Raw genomic sequence first — 799 nt, 5'->3', positions numbered from 1 at the left:
TGCCCGAACCGACGAAACCGGAGACCGCGCGGCTGAGGGACTGCATGGAACTCATGGCCGCGGCGTTCGTCTCCGCGTCGTCGCGCGAGATGTCGTCCGAACGCTGCAGCAGTAGGCCGTCACCCGAGACGAGGACGGCGTGACGGGCACCGCGCACCTCGAGCACGTCGTTCAGCACCCACGACAGGTCGGTGTTCACCGCTGATCAGGTCCTTCCATGGTGTTCGTGATCCGGCCGAGCTGGGTGCCGCGGGCGAACGCGCCGAGGCGCGACGCGGTCACCTCGCTGGCCTGCTCGGGCGTGGGCTCGTCGGCAGTGGCCGTGGCGTCCGGCGAGGGCACCACCGAGATGGGGCCCTGCCGTCGGCGCCGCTTGGGAAGTCCGCCGTTGGTCCTGCCCACGACATGGGAGGGGCCCACCGGAACGGGAGTGAGCCGCTGCGGGGCGGCTTCCTCCCCGGAGGTTTCCTGGACGGGCTCGGCAGGTGCGGGCGCCTCGGCGGCAAGGAGACTTTCCGGTACACGGATCACCGCACGCACTCCGCCGTAGGGGGACACCGAGCCCACGGAGACGGCGAAGCCGTACCGCGCCGCGAGCATGCCGCACACCGCGAATCCGAACCGGGGCGGATCGCCCAGACTCGTGATGTCGACCGCGCCTTCGGGGGACAACAGCGTCACCGCCCGGTCCTTGGTCTCCTGGTCCATGCCCAGCCCGGCATCGTCGACGATGAAGCACACACCCGTCGGAACGGCCTGGATGTTGACCTCGACCGGCGTGCCCGGAGCACTGTAGGTG

The 799-nt window shown here is 70.5% G+C and carries 1 protein-coding gene and 1 pseudogene; both read right to left on the bottom strand.

Annotated elements, in window-relative coordinates; translation table 11 throughout:
* The coding region (locus tag J0695_RS40875) for a roadblock/LC7 domain-containing protein (RefSeq protein WP_206969863.1) at window positions 1-199 on the bottom strand (199 nt) is incomplete at its 3' end.
* Window positions 196-799: pseudogene (locus tag J0695_RS40870) on the bottom strand (ATP-binding protein); the annotation flags it as partial. The pseudogene J0695_RS40870 and the gene J0695_RS40875, both read right to left, overlap by 4 nt.

Source organism: Streptomyces beijiangensis, from assembly GCF_017315755.1.
Classification (GTDB): Bacteria; Actinomycetota; Actinomycetes; order Streptomycetales; family Streptomycetaceae; genus Streptomyces; species Streptomyces beijiangensis.
This window is presented reverse-complemented; position numbering and strand designations above follow the sequence as displayed.